At 72.1% G+C, this 22392-nt stretch carries 23 protein-coding genes and 3 tRNA genes; 17 read left to right on the top strand and 9 right to left on the bottom strand.

What is annotated here, in order from left to right; genetic code table 11:
• The first annotated feature begins 5 nt into the window (after positions 1 to 5).
• The 14 genes from K4G59_RS18715 to K4G59_RS18650 all read left to right on the top strand — a co-directional run bounded on the left by K4G59_RS18715 (position 6) and on the right by K4G59_RS18650 (position 13554).
• Positions 6 to 770, top strand: a complete 765-nt coding sequence (locus K4G59_RS18715) for an ABC transporter ATP-binding protein (protein WP_231252577.1) — start codon at positions 6 to 8, stop codon at positions 768 to 770.
• On the top strand, positions 767 to 1495 hold the full coding sequence (locus K4G59_RS18710) for an ABC transporter ATP-binding protein (RefSeq protein WP_231252576.1): 729 nt from the start codon (positions 767 to 769) through the stop codon (positions 1493 to 1495). Before K4G59_RS18715 ends, K4G59_RS18710 begins: the two co-directional genes overlap by 4 nt.
• Positions 1492 to 2367 carry a branched-chain amino acid ABC transporter permease gene (locus K4G59_RS18705; RefSeq protein WP_231252575.1) on the top strand — a complete coding sequence of 292 codons (876 nt, stop codon included), beginning with the start codon at positions 1492 to 1494 and terminating at the stop codon, positions 2365 to 2367. The genes K4G59_RS18710 and K4G59_RS18705 overlap by 4 nt, the downstream gene beginning before the upstream one ends.
• Positions 2367 to 3464 (top strand): branched-chain amino acid ABC transporter permease, encoded by a 1098-nt coding sequence (locus tag K4G59_RS18700; RefSeq protein ID WP_231252574.1) that lies wholly within the window; start codon positions 2367 to 2369, stop codon positions 3462 to 3464. The genes K4G59_RS18705 and K4G59_RS18700 overlap by 1 nt, the downstream gene beginning before the upstream one ends.
• Positions 3461 to 5026 carry a class I adenylate-forming enzyme family protein gene (locus tag K4G59_RS18695; protein WP_231252573.1) on the top strand — a complete coding sequence of 522 codons (1566 nt, stop codon included), beginning with the start codon at positions 3461 to 3463 and terminating at the stop codon, positions 5024 to 5026. The genes K4G59_RS18700 and K4G59_RS18695 overlap by 4 nt, the downstream gene beginning before the upstream one ends.
• Positions 5013 to 5705, top strand: coding sequence for a TetR/AcrR family transcriptional regulator (locus tag K4G59_RS18690; protein ID WP_231252572.1), 693 nt, complete (start codon positions 5013 to 5015; stop codon positions 5703 to 5705). Before K4G59_RS18695 ends, K4G59_RS18690 begins: the two co-directional genes overlap by 14 nt.
• Positions 5702 to 6454 (top strand): 3-hydroxybutyrate dehydrogenase, encoded by a 753-nt coding sequence (locus K4G59_RS18685; RefSeq protein ID WP_231252571.1) that lies wholly within the window; start codon positions 5702 to 5704, stop codon positions 6452 to 6454. The genes K4G59_RS18690 and K4G59_RS18685 overlap by 4 nt, the downstream gene beginning before the upstream one ends.
• Positions 6451 to 7350, top strand: coding sequence for an alpha/beta hydrolase (locus tag K4G59_RS18680; protein WP_231252570.1), 900 nt, complete (start codon positions 6451 to 6453; stop codon positions 7348 to 7350). Before K4G59_RS18685 ends, K4G59_RS18680 begins: the two co-directional genes overlap by 4 nt.
• Positions 7351 to 7429: 79 nt before the next feature.
• The gene (locus K4G59_RS18675; protein ID WP_231252569.1) at positions 7430 to 8791 is read left to right on the top strand and encodes a dipeptidase; all 1362 of its coding nucleotides are present in this window, start codon (positions 7430 to 7432) and stop codon (positions 8789 to 8791) included.
• A gap of 102 nt (positions 8792 to 8893) precedes the next feature.
• Positions 8894 to 9361 (top strand): SRPBCC family protein, encoded by a 468-nt coding sequence (locus tag K4G59_RS18670; protein ID WP_231252568.1) that lies wholly within the window; start codon positions 8894 to 8896, stop codon positions 9359 to 9361.
• The gene (locus tag K4G59_RS18665) at positions 9358 to 10398 is read left to right on the top strand and encodes an NAD(P)H-binding protein (RefSeq protein ID WP_231252567.1); all 1041 of its coding nucleotides are present in this window, start codon (positions 9358 to 9360) and stop codon (positions 10396 to 10398) included. The genes K4G59_RS18670 and K4G59_RS18665 overlap by 4 nt, the downstream gene beginning before the upstream one ends.
• A 111-nt stretch (positions 10399 to 10509) precedes the next feature.
• Positions 10510 to 12054, top strand: coding sequence for an amidophosphoribosyltransferase (purF, locus tag K4G59_RS18660; RefSeq protein ID WP_231252566.1), 1545 nt, complete (start codon positions 10510 to 10512; stop codon positions 12052 to 12054).
• A gap of 28 nt (positions 12055 to 12082) precedes the next feature.
• Complete coding sequence (purM, locus tag K4G59_RS18655; RefSeq protein WP_231252565.1) at positions 12083 to 13207, top strand: phosphoribosylformylglycinamidine cyclo-ligase; 1125 nt, start codon at positions 12083 to 12085, stop codon at positions 13205 to 13207.
• Positions 13208 to 13365: 158 nt separating this feature from the next.
• Entirely contained in the window at positions 13366 to 13554 is a 189-nt protein-coding gene (locus tag K4G59_RS18650; protein WP_231252564.1) for a DUF3073 domain-containing protein, read from the top strand.
• 175 nt (positions 13555 to 13729) lie between these two features.
• Here K4G59_RS18650 and K4G59_RS18645 read toward each other — a convergent pair whose 3' ends face one another.
• The 8 genes from K4G59_RS18645 to K4G59_RS18605 form a co-directional block, all read right to left on the bottom strand.
• Positions 13730 to 14827 (bottom strand): Glu/Leu/Phe/Val family dehydrogenase, encoded by a 1098-nt coding sequence (locus K4G59_RS18645; RefSeq protein ID WP_231252563.1) that lies wholly within the window; start codon positions 14825 to 14827, stop codon positions 13730 to 13732.
• A 98-nt stretch (positions 14828 to 14925) separates the two neighbouring features.
• Positions 14926 to 16254, bottom strand: coding sequence for a hypothetical protein (locus K4G59_RS18640; protein WP_231252562.1), 1329 nt, complete (start codon positions 16252 to 16254; stop codon positions 14926 to 14928).
• 24 nt (positions 16255 to 16278) lie between these two features.
• Positions 16279 to 16938, bottom strand: a complete 660-nt coding sequence (locus K4G59_RS20285) for a DapH/DapD/GlmU-related protein (RefSeq protein ID WP_269210432.1) — start codon at positions 16936 to 16938, stop codon at positions 16279 to 16281.
• Complete coding sequence (locus K4G59_RS18625) at positions 16931 to 18160, bottom strand: glycosyltransferase family protein (RefSeq protein WP_231252561.1); 1230 nt, start codon at positions 18158 to 18160, stop codon at positions 16931 to 16933. Before K4G59_RS18625 ends, K4G59_RS20285 begins: the two co-directional genes overlap by 8 nt.
• Before the next feature lie 74 nt (positions 18161 to 18234).
• Positions 18235 to 18308, bottom strand: a tRNA-Phe gene (locus K4G59_RS18620).
• A gap of 51 nt (positions 18309 to 18359) precedes the next feature.
• Positions 18360 to 19682 (bottom strand): sensor histidine kinase, encoded by a 1323-nt coding sequence (locus K4G59_RS20610; protein ID WP_231252560.1) that lies wholly within the window; start codon positions 19680 to 19682, stop codon positions 18360 to 18362.
• Positions 19679 to 20782 carry a cytochrome P450 gene (locus K4G59_RS18610; RefSeq protein WP_231252648.1) on the bottom strand — a complete coding sequence of 368 codons (1104 nt, stop codon included), beginning with the start codon at positions 20780 to 20782 and terminating at the stop codon, positions 19679 to 19681. The genes K4G59_RS20610 and K4G59_RS18610 overlap by 4 nt, the downstream gene beginning before the upstream one ends.
• Positions 20783 to 21002: 220 nt before the next feature.
• Entirely contained in the window at positions 21003 to 21395 is a 393-nt protein-coding gene (locus K4G59_RS18605) for a response regulator (protein WP_231252559.1), read from the bottom strand.
• Between the two features lie 172 nt (positions 21396 to 21567).
• Here K4G59_RS18605 and K4G59_RS18600 point away from each other — a divergent pair.
• From K4G59_RS18600 to K4G59_RS18590, 3 genes are all read left to right on the top strand, one after another.
• Positions 21568 to 21640: transfer RNA gene (locus K4G59_RS18600), tRNA-Glu, on the top strand.
• Between the two features lie 83 nt (positions 21641 to 21723).
• A tRNA-Asp gene (locus K4G59_RS18595) sits at positions 21724 to 21800 on the top strand.
• Positions 21801 to 21891: 91 nt separating this feature from the next.
• A complete protein-coding gene (locus tag K4G59_RS18590) occupies positions 21892 to 22245 on the top strand; it encodes a metallopeptidase family protein (RefSeq protein WP_231252558.1) in 354 nt (117 codons plus the stop codon).
• A 15-nt stretch (positions 22246 to 22260) separates the two neighbouring features.
• Here K4G59_RS18590 and K4G59_RS18585 read toward each other — a convergent pair.
• Positions 22261 to 22392: integrase core domain-containing protein (locus K4G59_RS18585; protein ID WP_231252647.1), on the bottom strand; the 132-nt coding region annotated here is incomplete at its 5' end.

Raw genomic sequence — 22392 nt, 5'->3', positions numbered from 1 at the left:
GCGTCGTGCCCGCCCCAGCAACGCCCGCACTGCAGGTGAAGGACCTCGGTCTCACGATCGGGGGCGCCACGATCCTCGAGGGGGTCGACCTCGAGGTCGAGAAGGGGTCCTTCGTCGGCGTGATCGGTCCCAACGGTGCCGGGAAGACGACGCTGTTCAACATCGTCTCCGGCATCACGAGGCCGACGTCCGGCACGGTGCTCATCGACGGCCGGGACGTCACCGACCTGTCGGTGCACCGCCGAGCGCGGGCGGGGCTGGGACGGACGTTCCAGACCTCCAGCCTGTTCCCTCAGCTCACGGTCCGTGAGAACGTCCGGATGGCCGCGCAGGTAGCCCTCGGAGGCAGCCTGTCCCCGTGGCGGTTCCCGCGTCCGGACGACGCCGCCACCCGTGCGGCCGAGGAGCACCTGGTGGAGGTCGGGCTCGCCGACAAGATGGAGCTGCCGTCCGGCAGCTTGTCCCACGGCGACAAGCGGAAGCTCGAGATCGCCGTGCTGCGCGCCACCGACGCGGACGTCGTGCTCCTCGACGAGCCGATGGCCGGCGTGGGCTCGGGCGACGTGGGTGCGCTCTCGGAGACGATCCGCGAGATGCACCGCTCCCAGGGATCGACCCTCCTGATGGTCGAGCACCACATGGAGGTGCTGCTCGGTCTCGTCGACCGGGTCGCCGTCATGTACTTCGGCACCATCATCGCCTTCGACACCCCAGAGGCCGTCATGAACAACCCCACCGTGCAGAGCGCCTACCTCGGGACCGGCGCATGAGCGGCCAGGTCCTGGTGGTGGACCACCTCGCGGTCTCGGTCGCGGGGCAGCAGGTCGTCGAGGACGTGTCGTTCACGGTGCCGGCCACCGGCATCACCGCGGTCCTCGGGCGCAACGGTGTCGGCAAGACCTCCACGCTCAAGGGCGTGCTCGGTCTCTACCAGCGCACCGGCGAGGTCACCCTCGCCGGCGAGCGCATCGATGCCCTGCCCACCCACAAGGTGGTCCAGCGCGGTATCGGCTACGTGCCCGAGGACCGCGAGGTCTTCGCCCGGCTGACGGTGAGCGAGAACCTCGCCCTCGCCGAGCGGCAGGGCAGTGCGACCCGGGAGCGGCGCGAGATGGTGGACCGGCTCTTCCCCGACCTGGTCCAGCGTCGCGACCAGATGGCGGGCACCCTCTCCGGCGGCCAGCAGCAGATGGTCGCGCTCGCCCGTGTCCTCCTGAACGACAACCTGCTGCTCCTGGTCGACGAGCCGACGAAGGGGCTTGCGCCCCTCATCGTCGAGCAGGTCATCGAAGCGTTGCGGCTGGCGTCGGCGACGGTGCCGATCCTGCTGGTGGAGCAGAACCTCGACGTCGTACGACGACTGGCCGGCGACGCTGTCGTCATCGCGGGCGGCCGGGTGGTCCACACCGGGTCCGCGAGCGACCTCCTCTCCGACGAGCTCCTGACCCAACGGTTGCTCGGCGTCCACGCCGAGAGCGGCGAGGTGCGCCCGTGAGCACGATCGTCCTGCTCCTCGCCACCGGCCTCGGGCTCGGGGCCCTCTACTTCCTCGTGGCATCGGGTCTGTCCCTGATCTACGGCCTCATGCACGTGCTGAACTTCGCGCACGGGGCGTTCCTCACCCTCGGCGCCTTGCTGGGCTACGCCGCCGCGCTGCGGCTGGACGCCACCAGCTGGCCCGGCTTCATCGCCTCGATCCTGGTGGGCGCGCTCGTCGGTGCAGGGGTCGCGACGCTGACCGAGCTGCTCCTGATCCGACCGCTCTACGAGCGCCACATCGAGCAGGTGCTGGTCACGGTAGGCCTGTCGCTGGCGAGCGTGGCGCTGTTCGAGGGCATCTGGGGAACCGACCCGACCTTCATCCGAGGTCCGGCCTGGCTGGACGAGACGACCGGCATCCTCGGCGCGCGGGTCCCCAACGACAGGTTCGTGATCATCGGGGTCGCCGCCCTGGTCCTCCTCGCCATCGTGGTGTTCCTGCGCCGGACCCGCTACGGCATGATCATCCGCGCCGGCGTCGAGAACCGTGCGATGGTGACCGCGCTGGGGATCGATGTACGCCGCTCCTTCACCCTGGTCTTCGCGATCGGTGGCGCCGCCGCCGGCCTCGGAGGGGTCCTGGCGGCCCACTACTTCGGCTACGTCTCGCCGAGCCTGGGCGGCAGCCTGCTGATCTTCGCCTTCATCGTCACCGTCATCGGCGGGCTCGGGTCCCTCACCGGTGCGGCGGTCGCGTCCGTGCTGGTCGCCCTGCTCCAGCAGTTCGCCAACTACTACGCGGGCGGCACCGGCGACTTCGTCATCGTGCTCGCCCTGGCAGGGGTCCTGCTCGTGCGGCCCTCCGGACTGATGGGGAAGGCAGCCTGATGCGCATCTCGAAGATCGTCCCCGCGGGAGCCGGCGCTGCGTTCGTCGTGCTGCTCGCGGTCCTGCCGCTCCTGTCCGTCAGCCTGCCGGGCATCCTGCCCGGCCCGACCTACACGCCGGGTGCGCTGCAGCTGCTCGCCCTCTGCATGGTCTACGCCTCGCTCGCGCTGTCCTACAACCTGCTGCTCGGCACCGGTGGGCTGCTCTCCTTCGGCCACGCGCTCTACTTCGGCTGCGGCGCCTACGGGTTGGGCATCCTGCTCGAGCGCACCGACCTGTCGCTCTGGCCGGCGTTCGGGCTGACGCTGCTCGCAGCGGGGGTGATCGCGGTGGTCACGGGTGCGGTCAGCCTGCGGGTCACCGGCATCCCGTTCGCGATGGTCACCCTGGCCTTCGCCCAGGCGGGATCCGTGCTCGTGCGTCGCAACCCCGGCGGGCTCACCGGAGGCGAAGAGGGCCTGTCCCTCGCCACCGAGCACGTTCCTGACGCGCTGGTCGGCGTGGTCCACACGCGCAACCTCTACTGGGCGGCGCTCGCCGTGGTGGTCGTGGCCTACCTCGTCGTGCTGTGGATGGATCGCTCCCGCGTCGGACACGTCGCCGCCGCAGCCCGGGAGAACGAGCTCCGGGTGCGGGCACTGGGGTTGCAGCCCTACACCGCCAAGCTCGTCGTCTTCGTCGTCGGCGGTCTCATCGCCTCGTTGTCCGGCGTGATGTACCTGCTGCTCCAGTCCGGCACGGTCCCCCGCTCCGTCGGTGCCGACCTCACCATCACCGTGCTCGTGATGGTCGTCCTGGGCGGTGTCGGATCGCGGTGGGGCGCGATCGTGGGTGGCGTGCTCTACACCCTGCTCAACCAACGGCTCACCCTGCTGGCCGGCTCCGACGCGGTCGAGTCCCTGCCGGCGGTGCTGCACGTCCCGCTCTCGGAGCCGATGTTCATTTTGGGCGCGCTCTTCGTCCTCGTCGTCCTCTTCGTCCCCGGAGGCATCGCCGGGACGGCGGCGAAGCTGACCGGTCGCGGTGGTTCGCGCAGCGGCACCACGGTGCTCGAGACCGCCGACTCCGAGCGGGAGCTCGAGGAGGCCCGTCCGTGACCGACTCACACACCCTGGGCCGCTGGCTCGTCGACAGTGCCCGGCGCCATCCCGGCAAGGTCGCGATCGACGACCGCGGCGTGAGCGTCACCTACGCCGAGCTCGAGCGACGCAGTGACGCGCTGGCACAGTCGTTCGTGCGGGCCGGCTACGGCGTCGGTGACCGCATCGCCACGCTGTCGGGCAACTCCGCCGACCACGTCGTGCTCTTCTTCGCCTGCGCCAAGTCCGGTCTGGCGATGGTCCCGTTGTCGTGGCGCCTCACCGCGTCCGAGCTCGGACCACTGCTGCGGACGACGCGACCCGCCCTCGTGGTCGCCGAGGACGAGCTGTCTCGCCTGGCCCGGGAGTCGCTGGAAGCTGTGGAGGTGAGGGCTCCGCTCGTCACTCCCGGCAGCACGGGTGTCGAGGCGACCGTCCCGACCCGCATCGTCGAGGCGGGCGAGGACTGGCCGACCCAGCGCGACGTCGTCGACGACGACCCGGTGCTGGTGATCTTCACGTCGGGGAGCGAGGCCATGCCCAAGGGCGTCGTCCTCAGCCACGCCAACTGCTTCTGGAACAGCCTGGCCATGGCCCAGGCGGCGGGTCTGTCGGAGAACGACGTCGTGCTCGCGACCCTGCCCCAGTTCCACGTGGCCGCGTGGAACTGCCAGCCGCTCGCGGCGTGGTGGCACGGTGCGACCGTGGTGCTCGAGCGCGCGTTCGAGCCGTCGCGGGTGCTGCGGCTGATCGCCGACCGTCGGGTCAGCACGACGATGAGCGTGCCGACCATGCTGCACCTGCTGGCTCGCGATCCCGGCTTCGGCGGAGCCGACCTGAGCACCCTGCGGCAGGTCGTGGTCGGCGGTGACTCGCTGCCGCAGGCTCTGCGTGAGACGTGGGCGACGCGTGGGGTGGAGATCGCCCACGGCTACGGGCTCACCGAGGCATCGCCCAACGTGCTGTTCCTGCCCCCGAGTCGTTCCGCCGGCCACGCCGGCGCGGTCGGCTGGCCCTACCCCTACGTCGAGGTGCGGCTGATGACGACGACCTCCGTGGGCGCCGTGGTGGAGGGCGCTGGGAGGGGTGAGCTCCAGGTCCGCGGACCGGGTGTCTTCTCCGGCTACCTCCACGACCCCGACCGCACGGCGGCGGCGTTCACCGGCGACTGGCTGCGCACGGGAGATCTCGCCGAGCGTGACGAGGACGGTTGCTACCGCATCGTCGACCGGCTCAAGCACATCTACATCTCCGGGGGCGAGAACGTCGCGCCGGCCGAGGTCGAGGCGGTGCTGGCGCGACACCCCATGGTCGTCGACGCGGCGGTGGTCGCCGTGCCCGACGAGGTCTGGGGGCAGGTCGGGATCGCCTTCGTGGAGTCGGTCCCGGGAGTCGGGCTCACGGGCGAGGAGGTGCTCGAGCATGCTCGCGAGCACCTCGCGAGCTTCAAGCTGCCGCGCCGGGTCCACGTGCTCGGTGAGCTGCCGCGCACCGGTATCGGCAAGATCGCGCGGATCGACCTCCTCGCCACCGTCGATCACTCCGCCACGTCACGCAGGAGGCCCCATGACCACGTCTGACTTCAGTGAGCTCGAGCGACGTGCCGACCCGATGTCCCCCCACGCGCCGAGTCGCACCAAGCGGGGACAGGCCACGCAGCGCAAGCTGCTCGAGGCCGCCGAGGAGGTCTTCGCCGAGCTCGGCTACCACGAGGCGTCGATCGTCAAGATCACCGAGCGTGCCGGCATCGGACTCGGCACGTTCTACCTCTACTTCGACAGCAAGCAGACGATCTTCGAGGCGTTGGTGATCGACCTCAACCGCCGCGTACGCCGCTCCATGGCCGAGGCCATGGAGGGCGCGTCGTCGAGGCTCGAGGCGGAGCGGGCCGGGTTCGCCGGCTTCTTCAGGTTCACCGCCGAGCACCCTGCGCTCTACCGCGTGGTGCGCGAGGCCGAGCTGGTCTCGCCCGAGGCGTTGCACCTGCACTACTCGCGCATCGTCGCGGGCTACGTGGAGGGACTGCGCAGAGCACAGGTGGCGGGCGAGGTCTCCGACATCGACCCGGAGGTCGCGGCCTGGGCGCTGATGGGCATCGGTGAGCTGGTGGGGGCCCGGTACATCCTCTGGGAGCGCGACGCCCACGGTCGACGCCCCGAACAGATCGATCCGCACGTGCTGGACCACATGATGCGGTTCATCGAGACCGCGCTCGCCCCGCGTCCGACTGGCGCGCCGACACCGGAGGACCCGTCGTGACTGCTCAGACCCTGGCCGGGAGGCGAGCCGTCGTCACCGGAGGTGCGAGCGGCATCGGTCGCGCCACAGCGAGCCGCCTGGCCGAGCTCGGAGCCCGGGTCGTCGTCGCCGACCGGGACGCGGAGGCGGCCGAGGCCGTGGCGGCCGAGATCGACGGCGAGGCCTGGGTGGTCGACTTCTCCGACACCCGCGCGCTCGACGACCTCACCCTGGACGCCGACATCCTCGTCAACAACGCCGGCATCCAACGGGTCGCGCCCATCCACGAGTTCGTCGCCGACGACTTCCGCCTGATCCACCAGGTGATGCTCGAGGCGCCCTTCCTGCTCGTGCGTGCCGTGCTGCCGTCGATGTACGCCCGCGGCTGGGGTCGGGTCGTCAACGTCTCCAGCGTGCACGGATTGCGCGCCAGCGCCTTCAAGGCGGCCTACGTCTCCGCCAAGCACGGGCTGGAGGGTCTCTCGAAGGTGACCGGCCTCGAGGGCGGGCCCCACGGCGTGACCAGCAACTGCGTGAACCCCGGCTACGTCCGCACGCCGCTCGTCGAGAAGCAGGTCGCCGACCAGGCGAGGCTGCACGGGATCGCCGAGGCAGAGGTGCTCGAGCAGGTGATGCTCACCGAGAGCGCGGTGAAGCGGCTCGTCGAGGCGCACGAGGTGGCCTCGCTCGTGGCGTGGCTGTGCTCCGACGACGCCGGCATGGTCACCGGCGCGTCGTACACGATGGACGGAGGGTGGACCTCGCGATGAACGAGCGTCATCACGCACTCGACGTTCCCGTGCGCGGCGGAGTGCTCCGCGTCGGGGTGTGGGAGGCCGACGCGCCCGACGCACCGTCCGCGCTCCTCGTCCACGGCATCACCGCATCCCATCGCTCCTGGCAGTGGCTGGCCGAGCTCCTGCCGGGCGTTCGGCTCATCGCCCCCGACCTGCGCGGTCGGGGCCGCAGCCACCCCGGCACGCCCGCCGGGCATCCGCCCGGGATGGCCGGGCACGCCGACGACATGGTCGCGGTCCTGGACCACCTGGGCGTCGACCGCACGCTCGTCGTGGGCCACTCGATGGGTGCGTTCGTGGGCGTCGTGCTCGCCGACCGCCATCCCGACCGGGTGGACCAGCTCGTCCTGGTCGACGGTGGTCTGCCGCTGGCCGTGCCGGCAGGGCTCGGCACCGAGGAGGTCATCGCCCTCGTCCTCGGACCCACCGCCGAGCGGCTCGCGATGCGCTTCGCCTCGACCGAGGACTACCACGACTTCTGGCGTCGCCACCCCGCCTTCGCCGACGACTGGTCGCCGGAGCTCGAGGACTACCTCTCCTACGACCTCGTGGGCGCGCAGCCCGACCTCAGGCCGGCCACGAGCCACGACGCGATGGCCGCCGACACCGCGGACCTCGTCTCCGGGACGGCGCTCACCGGCGCCCTGGCCCGCCTGCGACACCCCGCACTGCTGCTGACCGCACCGCGTGGCCTGCTCGACGAGGCGCCGGGGCTCTACGAGAGCGGCCGGCTCGCGCAGATGCTGGCCGGTGTGCGGCTGATCAGCTCGCGCGAGGTCGAGGACGTCAATCACTACACGATCACGATGGGAGCCCGCGGGGCCGCCTGCGTGGCCGAGGCCGTACACACGGCGCTGGCAGCTGTCTGACGCGCGCGGCCGGGGCAGGAGGACGGGCGCCGAGCGGGTGGCGAGCGGGTCCGGACGAGCGAGCCCTAGGGTTGCGCGCATGACTGTCGACATCACCGCTCGCCTCGCCGAGGTCATGCCCGGCATCCGCCGCGACCTCGACGACCTGGTCCGCATCGAGTCGGTCTCCGCCGACCCGGCCCGCGCCGGCGAGGTCGAGCGCAGCGCCGAGGCGACCCGCGACCTGTTCGCCGCCGAGGGCTTCGAGACCGAGATCGTCCGTGCGTACGACGGAGCCCCGCCGGCCGTGATCGCGAAGAAGACCGGTCCCGAGGGTGCGCCGACCGTGCTGCTATACGCCCACCACGACGTGCAGCCCGAGAACGACCACGCCGACTGGGACTCACCGCCGTGGGAGCCCACTGCGCGCGAGGACGGGCGCGGCGACCTCCGTCTCTATGCTCGCGGCGCGGCCGACGACAAGGCCGGCATCGCCGCCCACCTCGGCGCGGTCCGGATCTTCGGCGACGACCTCCCGGTGAACCTGGTGATGTTCATCGAGGGCGAGGAGGAGGTCGGCTCCGACACGCTCGTCGAGCTGCTCGAGACCTACAAGGACCGCCTCGAGGCCGACGTGATCGTCATCGCCGACTCGGGCAACTGGGACATCGGCGAGCCCGCCCTCACGACCAGCCTGCGCGGGCTGGTGCGCATGGACGTCGAGGTCCGCACGCTGACCCACGCCGTGCACAGCGGCATGTGGGGCGGCCTGGTCCCCGACTCGATCATGACGCTGAGCCGGGTCATCGCCAGCCTCAACGACGACGCCGGCGACGTCGCGGTCGAAGGCCTGCACTCCGGCCCCGCGGCCGACGTCGACTACCCCGAGGCCCGTCTGCGGGCGGAGTCCGGTGCAGCGGAGGGCATCGAGTGGATCGGCTCCGGCTCGGTCGTGGAGCGGCTGTGGACCAAGCCGTCCATCAGCATCACCGGCCTCGACGCCCCCAAGGTCGAGGGCGCGTCCAACACGCTCGTCCCGGCCGCGCGCTGCCGCATCAGCATGCGCATCGCGCCCGGTGACACCACGGCCAACGCCGTGCAGTGCCTCCAGGCCCACCTCGAGAAGCACACGCCCTGGGGCGCCACCCTCACCACGACCGTCGTCGACACCGGCGAGGCCACGCAGATCGACGCCAGCGGTCCGGCGTACGACGCCGCGCGTGCCGCGTTCGCCGAGGCGTGGGACGGCACCGCGCCGGTCGACATGGGCGTCGGCGGCTCGATCCCCTTCATCGCCGAGTTCCTCGAGGCCTTCCCGCAGGCCAGCGTGCTGGTCACGGGGGTGGAGGACCCCGACACCCGCGCCCACGGCGCCAACGAGGGCCTGCACCTCGCGGAGTTCGAGAAGGTCGTCAAGGCCGAGGCGCTGCTCCTGCGCAACCTCGGAGAGCTCGCGCACTGAGCGTCGGTGGGTGAGGCAGGTCCTGCGGCTGCGGAACCTGCCTCACCCACCGCCCACCCCGGAGGAGGCAGGGCGCTGGGTGGGCGTCGGTAGCGTGACGCCATGGCGACCTTCCGTGCCCGCGACCGCTCGTCGGCGGTCCTCCAGTCCTCGCGCAGCGAGGTGTGGACGGCACTCACCGACCCCGACCTCATCGCCCGCCTGACGCCGTACGTCACCTCCATCGAGGCCGACGGCGACCGGTGGACCTGGCGGATGGGCACCATCCCGGTGCTCGGGATCTCCGTGGCCCCGAAGTTCACCGAGGTCATGGAGCTGCACCCCGAGGAGCGGATCGTCTTCACCCACGACGCCGAGCAGCCCGACGAGATGACCGCGGTGACCGGCACCTACGACCTCGCCGACCACGGTGACGGCGGCACCGAGGTGAGCATCGACCTCGAGATCGCCGCCACGCTCCCGCTCCCGGGCCTGGCCCGGATCGCGGTCGAGCGGGTGATGGCCGGGGTGGTCAAGCACATGGGCGCGGTCTTCTCCCGCAACCTGCTCAAGCACCTGGGGGAGGCGTGAAGGTCCTCGTCCTGGGCGCGACCGGCTACATCGGCTCCCGCCTCGTCCCGCACCTGCTCGAGCGCGGCCACCACGTCGTCGCCGCGTCGTCGTCGGTGCCCGACCCGGACCGGTTCGGCTGGGACGAGCGCGTGCGCGCGATCCGCTGCGACGTGACCGACGACGAGGCCGTCGCCGAGGCGGTCCGCGACGTCGACGCCGTGGTCTACCTCGTGCACTCCCTCGACCGCTCCGACTTCGGCGACCGCGACCGGCTGGCCGCCGAGGTGGTGGCTGCAGCGGTCGGCGCGAGCGACGTACGCCGCCTCGTCTACCTGTCCGGCCTCGTCCCCGACGTGCCCGAGTCCGAGCTGTCGGCCCACATCGCCTCGCGCCTCGAGGTCGAGCGGATCCTCCTCGGGTCGGGCGCGGACGCGGTCGCGCTCCGCGCGGGCGTGGTGGTCGGCGCCGGGTCGACGTCCTTCGAGATCATCCGGCAGATCGCCACGCTGTTCCCGGTGCAGCCGGTCCCGCTGTGGATGCGCAGCTCCGTGCAGCCGGTCGCCGTCTCCGACGTGCTGCGGGCGATGGACGACGCCCTGGCCGAGGACGGCCCGCTCGGCGCCGTCGACGTCGGGGGTCCCGACGTCGTGTCCTACCCCGAGCTGATGCGCGCCTGCTCGCGCGCCGTGGGGCTGACGCGGCTCCGGGTCCCCGCGCCCGTCGCGCCGATGGGGCTCGTCGGCCTGGGCGCCGCCCTGGCGACCACCGCGCCGTTCCACACGGTGACCGCGCTCATCGAGTCCCTGCGCCACGACATGGTGTGCCGCCCCGACGCGTCGTGGGAGCCGGACGGCGGCGGTCCGCTGCTGGGCCTCGAGCAGGCGCTGGACCTGGCCTCGACCGAGGCGTACGCCGGCCCCGAGGGCGCGCTGCCCTCGGACCCGGCCTGGACGAGGGGCAACGTGCTGCTCGACCTGGCACCCCTCCCGGCGTCGACGCGCGCCGCCGCCAGGCTCGCCCTCCACCGCGTCCTCGCGGTCCTGCCCGGCGGCTGAGGAGCCGGTCCGCGGATCGGCTGCGGCACCTGCACGTGCATCCGGGAGGCCATCGGGGCCGGTGCGTCGAGGATGTGAGACGCCACCTGAGCAGCCCGTAGACTCGTGGCCGTGCCCTACCAGACGAGCAGGCGGACGGGCGGCGACGGCCGTCTGACCACGGCCCTCGACCCCCAGGACCAGGGCCCGCAGGACGCCTGCGGCGTGTTCGGCGTCTGGGCCCCTGGCGAGGACGTGGCCAAGCTGACCTACTTCGGTCTCTACGCGCTGCAGCACCGGGGGCAGGAGTCCGCGGGCATCGCGGTCAGCAACGGGCGCCAGATCCTGGTCTACAAGGACATGGGCCTGGTCTCGCAGGTGTTCGACGAGTCGACGCTCGACTCGCTCAAGGGTCACCTCGCGATCGGCCACTCGCGCTACTCCACCACCGGCGCGAGCACCTGGCAGAACGCGCAGCCCACCTTCCGACCCACCGTCGACGGGTCGATCGCGCTGGGCCACAACGGCAACCTGATCAACACCCACGAGCTGCGCGAGATGGTCACCGGCCTCCCCGACCCGGACGGCGAGCTGCCGTTGCAGGCCCGCGACGTCGAGACCTCGACCAACGACACCGGCCTCGTCACCGCGCTCCTGGCGCACCACCCCGACACGACGCTCGAGCAGCGTGCGCTGGAGGTCCTGCCGCTGCTGCGGGGGGCCTTCTGCTTCGTCTGGATGAACGAGGGCACCCTGTACGCCGCCCGCGACCCGCAGGGCATCCGTCCGCTGGTCCTCGGTCGCCTCGACCGCGGCTGGGTCGTGGCCAGCGAGGACGCCGCACTCGCCACCATCGGCGCCAGCGTCGTGCGCGAGGTCGAGCCCGGCGAGATGATCGTCATCGACGAGAACGGCCTCCGCTCGCACACCTTCGCCGAGCCTGCCCGCAAGGGCTGCGTCTTCGAGTACGTCTACCTCGCCCGCCCCGACGCCACCATCAGTGGCCGCAACGTCCACGAGGCGCGCGTTGAGATGGGCCGTCGCCTGGCCCGCGAGTTCCCGGTCGAGGCCGACCTGGTGATGCCGGTGCCGGAGTCCGGCACGCCCGCGGCGTCCGGCTACGCCGCCGAGTCCGGCATCCCGTTCGGCCAGGGCTTCGTCAAGAACGCCTACGTCGGGCGCACCTTCATCCAGCCCAGCCAGACGCTGCGCCAGCTCGGGATCCGGCTGAAGCTCAACGCTCTCGAGCACATGATCCGCGGCAAGCGCATCGTCGTGGTCGACGACTCGATCGTGCGGGGCAACACCCAGCGCGCGCAGGTCCGGATGCTGCGCGAGGCCGGTGCCCTCGAGGTCCACGTGCGGATCTCGAGCCCGCCGGTGAAGTGGCCGTGCTTCTACGGCATCGACTTCGCCACGCGCGCCGAGCTCATCGCCAACGGCCTCACCCCCGAGGAGATCGCCGCCAGCGTCGGCGCCGACAGCCTCGGCTACATCTCGCTGGAGGGCATGGTCGAGGCCACCGGTCAGGCAGCCGATCGCCTGTGTACGGCGTGCTTCACCGGCGAGTACCCCATCGAGCTGCCCGACGAGAGCCTGCTCGGCAAGCACCTGCTCGAGGCGACGCTCCAGTCGCCGACGATGGGCCGGGCGCTGCCGGTCCTCAACAACCCCTGACCAGCACCCGCCGCTCCTGAGGAGAGACGTGACCGAGTCCCCCACCGCCCCCTCCGACGTGCCCCCGGGCACCTCCACCGGATCCGGGGCGTACGCCGCCGCCGGGGTCTCGATCGAGGCGGCCGACCGCGCCATCGACCTGATGAAGGGGTGGGTCGAGAAGTCCCGCCGGCCCGAGGTGATCGGCGGCCTGGGCGGCTTCGCCGGGCTCTTCGACGCCTCCGCGCTCACCCGCTACGAGCGGCCGCTGCTGGCCACCTCCACCGACGGCGTCGGCACCAAGGTGGCGATCGCGCAGCTCATGGACAAGCACGACACGATCGGCTTCGACCTGGTCGGCATGGTCGTCGACGACCTCGTCGTGTGCGGCGCCGAGCCGCTCTTCATGACCGACTACATCGCCTGCGGCCGGGTCGTCCCCGAGCGGATCGCGGCGATCGTCAAGGGCATCGCCGAGGCCTGCGTGGTCGCCGGCTGCGCCCTCATCGGCGGCGAGACCGCCGAGCACCCCGGGCTGCTCGACCCCGACGACTACGACGTCGCGGGCGCCACGACCGGCGTGGTCGAGGCGAGCAGGCTGCTCGGCCCCGGTCGGGTGCGCCCCGGTGACGTGGTCATCGCGATGGAGGCCAGCGGTCTGCACTCCAACGGCTACTCCCTCGTGCGCCACGTCCTGCTCGGGTCCCCGGACGCCGGCGGCGCCGGGTGGACGGTGGACCGGGAGGTCGAGGAGTTCGGCCGCACCCTGGGCGAGGAGCTGCTCGAGCCCACCCGCATCTACGCCAAGGCGTGCCTCGACCTCGCCGAGCGCACCGAGACCCACGCCATGTCCCACGTGACCGGCGGCGGCCTGGCCGCCAACCTCGAGCGCGTGCTGCCCGAGGAGCTGTCGGTGCGCGTCGACCGCTCGACCTGGACGCCGCAGCCGGTCTTCGACGTCGTACGCCGGGTGGGGCAGGTGCCCCAGGCCGACCTCGAGGCCACCCTCAACTGCGGCGTCGGCATGGTGTCCCTCACCGCGCCGGAGTCGGTCGACGCGGCCATCGCGCTGCTGGCCGGCCACGGCATCCGCGCGTGGGTGGCCGGCGAGGCCCGCAGGGACGACCGCGACGGCGGCCGCGTGCTGCTGGAGGGCCAGCACCCCGGCTGGTGACGACTTTCCGTGGTTCCGGTCACGAAATGCGGGACCAAGGTGTGCGGGAACAGCCACCGCTCAGGTAGCGTTGCCCCCACGATATGTAACCGATCAGACCGGGCGCGTCGGGAGAATCTCCCGACAGCCCCGGCCAAGTGTGCGAGGGGGTCGACCCTATGGGGCGCGGCCGAGCGAAGGCGAAGCAGACGAAGGTCGCACGCGACCTGAAGTACCGGACTCACGAGACGGACTTCGGCGCGTTGGCGAAGGAGCTGCACGGCGAGGACACCCACCGTTCGACGGACGTCGAACCCGACGATGACGAGTGGTCGGACTATGCCGACCCGCGTCGTCGCGCTGACTGACCGATCGACGCACGCACCACCCGGGTGATCGAGTGACCGGGTGTCCGTCGTACGAGCACGCCCTGACGCCGAGCGGGCAGTTCCTCGCGCTGGGACGCAGCGACCGGGCGGTTCCTCGCGGTAGCACCGCGAGGAACCGCCCGGTCAGCGACGTCGTGGGCGAGGAACCGCCCGGTCAGCGCAGGTGGATGCCGCGCAGTCGTCCGACCTCGCGCATGCGACGCTCGGCGAGTCGGTCGGCGGCCTCGGCGGTCGTGACGCCGTCAGAGCTCGCGAGCTCGAGGACACGGCGGGTGGTGTCGAAGATGCCCGTCGCGCGCTGCTGGGCGCGCTCGAAGGAGAAGCCCTCGAGCTCGTCGGCGACCTGGATCACGCCGCCGGCGTTCACGCAGTAGTCGGGTGCGTAGAGGATCCCGCGCTCCGCGATCTTCTTCTCGATGCCCGGGTGGGCGAGCTGGTTGTTGGCCGCGCCGCAGATGATCGTGGCGCGCAGCACCTCGAGCACCTCGTCGCTGATCGCACCGCCCATGGCGCAGGGCGCGTAGACGTCGAGCTCGCTCGCGACCAGCTCCTCGGTCGAGGCCACGGCCTGGACCTGCGGGAACTGGGCGCGGATCGCCTCGACCGACGGGGCGTGGACGTCGGTCACGACGACGGTGGCGCCGTCCTCGATCAGGTGGCGCACCAGGTGGCGCCCGACCTTGCCGACCCCGGCGATGCCGACGGTGCGACCCGCCAGCGTCGGCTCGCCCCAGGCGTGCTCGGCCGCGGCGCGCATCCCCTGGAAGGTGCCGTACGCCGTCAGCACCGAGCTGTCGCCCGCGCCGCCGTGCGCGACCGTGCGACCGGTGACGTAGTCGCACTCGCGGGCGATGTGGTCCATGTCCTCCGAGAAGGTGCCGACGTCGCACGCGGTGAAGTAGCGACCGTTCAGCGACTGGACGAACCGCCCGTAGGCGCGCAGGAGCGCCTCGGTCTTCAGCTCGGCCGGGTCACCGATGATGACGGCCTTGCCGCCGCCGAGGTCGAGCCCCGCGAGCGCGTTCTTGTACGACATCCCGCGCGAGAGGTTGAGCACGTCGGCGATCGCGTCGTCGGTGCTGGCGTAGGGGAAGAAGCGGGTGCCGCCGAGGCCCGGGCCGAGGGCGGTGGAGTGGAGGGCGATGATGGCCCTGAGGCCGCTCGCGCGGTCGTTGCAGAACACGACCTGCTCGTGCTCACTGCCGAGCTCGAAGACGTCGACTCCCGAACTGGTGGCTCCAGACATGCTCATGCGTCCTTTTCTGATGGGTGCGGCCGCGGGGTGTGCGGACCTGGTCGGAGCGGTCGAGGGGTGGTGACCGCCGTCACTCCCAGCGTAGTCCCGCCGCGTCACCGTGACCGCATCAGCACCAGGTCGCCGTGGGTGCCGTAGCCGAGCAGCGTCCCGCCCGCCCGGCGACCGTCGAAGGTCGCCATCACCCAGCCCCCGTCGACGGCGGCGACCGTCGGCCACGGCAGGTTGGTCGGGTAGGGCGCGTCCAGCGTGCCGCGTTCGGCCATCGTCAGGTCGAAGGCCGGGAACCGGGCCCGGAGCCGGCGCGGGGAGTCGCGGCCGTCGCTCGCCAGGACGACCGTCCGGCCGTCGACCTCGACCAGGGTGGTGCCCTCGGTCGCGGTCCGGTCCGTGGCCGCATCGAGCAGTCGCAGGTCGTCCAGGGCGGGTCCGCCCGCGAGGGCCGGATGGAAGTCGAAGAACCGCCGGGCGCTGACGAAGCCGACCAGCCAGCCGTCGTCGCGGCGCACCAGGTGCGGGTCCCAGGTGGCGATCGACGCGAGCCCGTCGGTGGGCAGGGGCAGCTCGCGGGTGTCGAGGACGTGGGCGCCGTGGAGCAGGTCGGCGCCCGACCCGGCGAGCGTGACGCGCAACCCCGCCGGCGTACGCCGTCCCGCGCGGGTCGCCGGCCGCTCGAAGTCGCCCCAGGTGCTCGTGGCGACCAGCCAGCCGCCCGCATCGGTGCGGACCAGGTGGGTGGCGTGGTCGCCGAAGACCCCGGGTCGATCGGGGCGTCGGAAGAACAGGTCGGCGCGATGGCTGACGTCGAGCGTGCCGAGGTCGAGCGACCACACGCTGGTGTGCGCGGTGTCGAAGAAACCCGGACCGGCGGACGTCGCGGTCAGCCACGCGGTGTCGCCGTCGCGCAGGGGAGTCCCGTCCTCGGCGGTGACGAACCTCGTGTCGCGCAGGCCGAGCTGGCCGAAGCGACCGGCAGCGCCCCCACCGGCGGGCAGCTCGACGACGAGGTCGGCCAGGGCGGCCTCGTCGCGGGTGTCGAGCACCTCACGCAGGTCGTGGCGCGCCCGAGCCACCCAGCCTGCCTGCTCGAGGGTCCAGGCGGTGACGTGGGTCCCGGTCAGGGTGAGCGCGGTGCCGCTCGGCCCCTCGGCGCGGTGGAAGCGTCGGCTGCGCAGCTCGCGACGGTCGCCGTCGCCGTCGACGGTGATCGTCACCGAGCCGTTGGTGAGCGTCATCCCCAGCCGGTGTCCGCCGAGGTGCAGCGCGGGTCCGGGGCCGTCGGCGGCCGGCGAGGTCACGGTGACGTACGGCGCCACGGCCGGCATGGCCACCGCTCCGGCGTCGCCGGTCCGGACCGCGACCGCGTGAGGGGCGAGGAGGTCCACCGGCCGCAACCGGTGGACGACCTCGAAGCGGGGGAGCACAGCGCACATGGTGCCGCACCGCAGTCAGCGCGCGGGGACTCCCCGCACCATCGCGCCGGGAGCCACGTCGTGCACGACCACCGCGCCCGCGCCGACGACCGCCTCGGCCCCGATCTCGACCCCGGGCAGCACCTGCGCGCCGCTGCCGATCCGGGCACCCCGGCGCAGCACGGGCGGTCCGGGCGGGCGCGAGCCCATGGTCGCGCCACCGTTGACCACCACCTGGGCCCCGAAGAAGCAGTCGTCCTCGACCTGCACCCGGCTCGCCAGGCCGACGTAGCCCTGCATCCGGACACGATCGCCGACGACGCAGTCCCGGCCGATCGTGCAGGCGTGCCCGATGGAGGAGTCCTCGCCGAGCCGTGCGCCCTCGCGGACCAGGCAGTGGTCGCCCACCCACGTGCGCGGACCGAGGACGGCACCGACGTTGACGACGCTGTGGCACCCCACGACCGCACCCTCTCCCACGACGGTCGGTGCGTCGGTCGGCGGCGGCGCCCCCGACCCCGTGCCCATCCGCGGACGACGTCCGAGCACGGCTCCGTCGTCGATGCGGCAACCTGCGCGCAGCTCGACCCCCGCGTGCAGCACGACGTGGGCGCCGATCTCGACGTCCGCGCCGATCACCACGTCGGCGGCCGCGAGCAGGTAGGGCGCCCGGTCGGAGGGCCTCAGGTCAGTCATCGGCCCGGCCGGGTGTCTCGGCCTGCGGGTCGTCGCCGAGGCGTCGCAGCCGTCGGCGCAGTCGACGGTTGCGCTGCTCGTAGTCCGCCAGCCGCTCGCGTAGCCGGTCCAGCTCGGCGGTGACCTGGGCCAGCGCGTGTCGGGCGTGCGCGGTCTCCTGGCGGGCAAGCTCCACCTCCTCGACGCTGGTCACGGCCCGCGCGGACGCGCGCCGTGTCTCGGCACGGAGGCCGAAGAGCTCCGCCTCGGCACTCCACCGCAGCTGGACCTGCCGGGCGAGCTCGGACTCGAGGGTGACGGGCCGCCCGTGGCCGGCCCCGAGTCCGGCCAGCACGTCGAGGACGGCGTGGGCGTGCTGGCGTGCGTCGTGGTGACGCAGGACGAGCTCGCGGCCCAGGCGCCCCCAGTCCGGGTCGTACGCGGCGAGGTCCGCCCGGAGTCGGTCGGCGTCGATCCCGCGCTCGCCCAGCTGTCCGGTCAGGCCGTCCGCCTCGAGCTCGGGGTAGTTGTCGGGGGTGATCCAGCCGTCGCCGCCGAAGCTGTCGAAGAGGTAGGCAGGTCGCCCGCACGCCATCGCCTCCAGCACCGCGCGCCCCTTGCCGACGACGAAGTCCACGTCGGCCATCAGGGCCTCGGGAGCCAGGTCGACGTGGTCGATGCCGATCGAGACCAGCTCGACGCCCGCCGCCGCGCACGACTCGTCCAGGACGTGGCGTTGGGCACCGTCGAGATAGGTGCTCAGGACCAACGCCCGCGTCGGCCTGGCCGCGGGGGAGGAGCGGGGGGAGAACCGCTGCGTGTCGATCGGCTGCTTCAGCCGCACGACCTCCAGGTCGACGTTGAGCGCCTCGACGCGCCGTCGGACGCGGTCGTTGAGGACGATCACGGCCGATGCCGTGCCGGGGACCAGCGGTGGCTGCTGGACGTCGAACAGCGAGCTGTGGCACACGAACGCCTGCGGGACCTGCGGCCAGGCGCCGGCGAGGTCGTAGGCCACGATGCCGTCCTGGGAGAGCACTGCGTCAGCAGCGACCCCGAGGTCGTCGACCGAGTCGATCACCTCGATGCCGTGACGGCGGGCGAGCATCGCCATGTCGCCTGCGACCCGGGTGTAGATGCGGACGTCGTGCCCCAGCCGCAGCAGGTTCTCCGCGAGCGTGGCCAGGTAGGTCTCACTGCCCCCGACGCGGTGGAAGGCCGAGTTGGCGAGCACGATGCGCATGGCCCGATCCTAGGGCCGGCGGCACCACGCAGGAGGGCCCCGATCGGGACGTGATCGGGGCCCTTCTGTGCTTGTGGGCAGGGGCGGGGTCGAACCGCCGACCTATCACTTTTCAGGCGATCGCTCGTACCAACTGAGCTACCTGCCCAAGCAGGACGAGAATACATGAGTCGCGCGGCACGGACGGAATCGGCTCGCCTCAGGAGCCGCGCACGGGCAGCTCGAGCCAGAAGGACGAGCCGATGCCGGGCGTGGACTCGCCGCGGACCGCGCCGCCGTCGCGCTCGGCGATGGTGCGCGACATCGACAGCCCGAGGCCGCTGCCCTTGGTGCCGCGGGGCGCGAACCGCACGAACGGCTCGAAGGCGTGCAGCAGCTGGTCGGCAGCGAGCCCGGGCCCGTCGTCGCGCACCACGATGCGCACCATCTCCAGACGGCTCTCGCCGCGCAGGCGCTGGGTCGTCAGGTGCACCTCTCCCGCGCCGTTGCGGTGGTGCTTGATGGCGTTGCCGAGGAGGTTGGCCAGCACCTGGCGTACGCCGGACGGGTGCGCCCAGACGGTGACGGCGGGGTCGATGTCGACGTGCACCTCGACCCCGGCCGCCCGGGCCGGGTTGCGGTGCCAGTGCACGACGTCGGCCACGGCCTCGGCGAGGACGACGTCCTGCTTGTGGTCGTCGCTCGACAGCGCGCGACCGGTGCCGAGCAGGTGGTCGACCACCGTCAGCACCTGCTCGCAGGCGCGCACCATCGCCGGACCGTCGCGCAGCAGGGCCGCTGACACCGGGTCCTGTGGCGACTGGCCGGCGTCGTCGAGGAGCACCTCGGTGTAGCCGAGGACCGAGCTGAGCGGCGTACGCAGCTCGTGACCGACCGCGCCGAAGAACTGCTGGTAGGCCAGCTGTGCCTCGGCGCCGGCGTCGATCGCCTCGGCCAGGGCCCGCCGCGAGTGCTCCAGCATGATGCGGGAGGTGATCGCCGAGTTCAGCAGGCGCACGTCCTCGACGAAGATCTCCGGCCATGGTCCGACGTCGGCGCTGACCGCCGACACGCTGCCGAACATCTCCCCGCGCGAGAGCAGGGTCGTCGAGACCAGGCTCCGCACGTCCGTCCTCTTCAGCTCGACGCGGTCCTGGGCTGCCTCGTCCGGCAGGAGCTCGACGTCGGTGAGAACGGCAAGGCCCTCCGCGCGGGCGTGGGTCGAGAGCCACGGCATGGTGAGCGCCGCCTCGGGGCCGGCATCCGGGGCCGGCAGGAGGGATCCGAAACCGGGGCGCGACCAGTCCCGCACCCACGCCCGGCCACCGAGGCGCAGCCACCCGGTCGGGTCCTCGGGGGCGAAGGTGGTGAGAGAGGCGATCACCAGGTCGACCCGGTCGCAGGACAGCAGGTGCGCGGCGGTGCGGACGATGGCCTCGTCGGCGCTGATCTCGGCCTCGAGGATGACCCCGGCGAGACGAGCGGCGTCCGCGGAGACCGGCCCGCGGGAGGACACGTCCTGCAGCGCGGACGGCTGGGTCACGGGATCTCCCTTCGCGAAGCGGTGAAGCGGCACGGTGAGGGCAGGATGCCCCGACTCTGGTCGATCGACACGTTCTCACTCAAGGCGATGGTCCGGTCCACTCCCCACCGGGCGAGGTGGACCAGTTGGGCGGTACCCAGCGTACGGCCCGGGCATGCGTGCGGTCCTGCGCCGAAGGGCAGCCAGGCTCCGGGCCGTTGGAGCCCGTCCTGCCACCGGTCCGGGTCGAAGGTGCCGCGGTCGTGGTCGTCACCCGGGACCAGGTCGTCCGAACGTCCGAGCAGCAGCGGGCTGACGAGCACCACGCGGCCGGCGGGCACCCGGGCGCCGGTGAGCTCCACCTCCTCGGTGGTGAGGCGCGCAGTGATCCAGGTCGGGGGAGTGAGTCGCAACGTCTCCCACACGGCGTACGTCGGATCGAGGTCCCCGGTCTCGTGCTGGCCGAGCCACGCCAGCAACCACGCGCCGGCGGCGATCGGGACCTGGATGCCCGCAGCGAGGAGCGTCGCCACCTGTGCCGGGGTGTCCTCGGGGCCGATGAGCGGCGCGAGCTCGTCCTCGAGGGCGTAGCGGGCCGCCTTCTCCGTGCGGCGGGTGCGGCGCCAGCGCCCGGGCGGTCGCCGCGCCGAGATGACGGGCGCGAGCGCGTCTATCCAGTCCAGCACGAGGGCGGCGACGCGGTCGCGCCGAGCCTCGTCGAGCTGGCCGAGCACCGCGGCGGTGGTCGAGCGCGCGACCGGTTGGCGCAGCAGCACCATCGCGTCGTACGGCTCCGCGGGGCGGGTGCGGTCGTGCGTGTCGAGTGCCGTCGCGAGCTCGCGCTCGAAGGTCAGGACCCCGCGGGCGACCTGGTCGGGGGCCAGCGGGGCGAAGACGGTGTGGCCCGACCGGCTCTCGCCGGTGCTCCCGGACAGGTCCCCGCTGCGGGTGACGTCGCCGGGGAAGTCGAACAGGTGCGGCTCGGTGAGGACCCGCCGGGCGTCGGCGTGGGTCGTGACGAGCCACGGCCCGGCCGGGGACAGGCGTACGACGCCCGTGCGCGGGGCGGAGAGGACAGCGCCGAGCCGGCTACCGGCCGACTCGGCGCTGTCCACGTGCATCACTGCGCGTGGGTCACTCGCAGGTCAGCGGCGGCCGGGGCCCGGACGCCACATGTAGTAGGCCTGCAGCTGGTCGGCGGCGCGCTTGGTCTCGATGGCGGTGCGGATGCGGTTCATCATGGTGATCTCCAGGGGTGGTGGGGTGGGGCCCCGCGCCGAAGGTGGTGCGGGGTGACACTGCTGGGAGTCCAGGGCCCGGTGGTGCATTTCAGGGACGGGCTCAGGACTCCAGGGCATGCAGTGTCTCGGCGATCAGGTCGGTCAGCTGTTGGATGCGCAGCGGCTTCTGCATGACCGTCTCGATGCCGAGTTCCTGGAGAACAGCTCGGTGCTCACCCGCCCATGCGCTGATCACGACGATCCGCACGTCCGGCGCGACCTCGGGGTGCTCCCGTAGCCAGCGCACGACGTCGACACCGCTCATGCGCGGCATCGTCAGGTCGAGGAGCATCACGTCGAAGGCTTCGCGCTGCAGCGTCTCCACGGCGTCCATGCCGTCCACGGAGGTGGCGGCCTGGTGGCCGGCCCTCTCCACGAGACGGCAGAAGACGTCACGAATGTCCTCGTTGTCATCGACGACGAGGAAGCGCAACTGCCGAGCCTTCCTGCTCACGAGGGCAAGAGTAGTCAAAGCAGGTGTCAATTCGCTGCCAGATGAGCAACTCGGGACGAAACTTCGACACGACCACCCTGGAGGGAGGCGGGAAAAGGGGTCTGCGGTTGGAGGGACGGGCCTCGCTGGCCCTATGCTGGGCGCGCTCGGTCGGGCGTGTCTGACCGAGCTGGCCCCCATCGTCTAGCGGCCCAGGACCCCGCCCTTTCACGGCGGTAGCGCCGGTTCGAATCCGGTTGGGGGTACGGCCCGGTTCGGGGGCGGGCGCCGATTGGTGGTCTCCGAAGAGCATGGGTTAGAGTTCCACCCGCTTCACCAGTTACAACCTGGCCCCGTAGCGCAGTTGGTTAGCGCGCCGCCCTGTCACGGCGGAGGCCGCGGGTTCGAGTCCCGTCGGGGTCGCCATTGCATGCCGATCAGGGTGAGCCACCAGGCTCACCCTGCTCGGCATTTCAGGCCCCTGCGGCCGCTTGGGCACCTCCCTAGGGTGGGAGCCATGCCCCTCGACCTGGCCCCGGCCGCCTTCGATGCGATGGTGGAGCGAGCCCTCGACGGACTGCCCGACGAGCTGGCCCGCCTGGTCGACAACGTCGTCGTGCTGGTCGAGGCCGAGGCCCCGGACGACGACCCCGACCTGCTCGGTCTCTACGACGGACTCGCGCTGACCGAGCGACCGGCCAACCACTCCGGCATGCTCCCGGACCGGATCCTGCTCTTCCGCGGTCCCCTGCTCGACATGGCGGAGACGGTGGAGGAGCTGGAGGAGGAGGTGCGCATCACCGTGGTGCACGAGGTCGCCCACCACTTCGGCCTCGACGACGCCCGGCTGCACCAGCTCGGCTGGGGCTGAGGGGCAGCCGCCCGACTAGCTGTGATCTCCAGCCAGGTTGTCCAACCGGGTGATGGGTGGTTGGCCACCGAGGGCTGAGTGGGGCCGGTGGTGGTTGTACTGATGAAGCCATCCTGACAGTGCTCCTCGACGGACGTCTTCTGAGGT

Origin of the sequence: Nocardioides furvisabuli, assembly GCF_021083185.1 — a bacterium.
Lineage (GTDB): Bacteria > Actinomycetota > Actinomycetes > Propionibacteriales > Nocardioidaceae > Nocardioides > Nocardioides furvisabuli.
The sequence above is the reverse complement of the archived record's forward strand: the minus strand, read 5'-3'. Positions and strand labels throughout refer to the sequence as shown.